General features: G+C 33.4%; 1 protein-coding gene. It reads left to right on the forward strand.

The annotated features are described in order from the left end of the window. Positions 1-129: 129 nt before the first annotated feature. Positions 130-563: hypothetical protein (locus tag ACT3TY_RS17905; protein WP_444629096.1), on the forward strand; the 434-nt coding region annotated here is incomplete at its 3' end.

Consider the following 563-nt stretch of genomic DNA (forward strand, 5'->3'; position numbering starts at 1 on the left):
GGTGTGGTTTTACATCTTATCTTTATATATTTTTATTTTCACTTAATTGGGCGTACCGATCTTTTTATTGCCTCCCTGACGGAAAACAATTCTTTTGTATATCTTATAGCGTTCGGGACAATATTTGGCATGGTAGCGTTTGTACTTTTCTCCATCCCATCATTTATATTAATACTCTCTAACCACATGTTTAGAGCCTACATTCCATCTGGAAAAGAAAAAAAGTACAAAAATTTCCTTTTAGTTTCTTCTGTATCTTTCGTGATAATCATCTCCCTTTCTCTACTGCTATCAATTTACTTCAAAATAGAAATTGGTGATAACTTTTATTCTTGCCTATCGCTTCTTTTAATTTCTGCATTCGCCTATATTTCACTAAGGAAATATATTAAAAAGCACATAAAAAAAGATGAACTAAAACACCATAATACCATGAAGGTAAATTTGGAGAGATTAGGCGTTTCTGCTTTATCTGGTTTCTTTGTCCTGTGCGCCTCTCTATACACAATATTTGTGGCCAAAGCAACTTTGCAATTAAGTGCTTGGGATGGAAGCAATTATGA

The sequence above is a fragment of the Halomonas sp. AOP22-C1-8 genome (assembly GCF_052378905.1).
Classification (GTDB): Bacteria; Pseudomonadota; Gammaproteobacteria; order Pseudomonadales; family Halomonadaceae; genus Vreelandella; species Vreelandella citrativorans.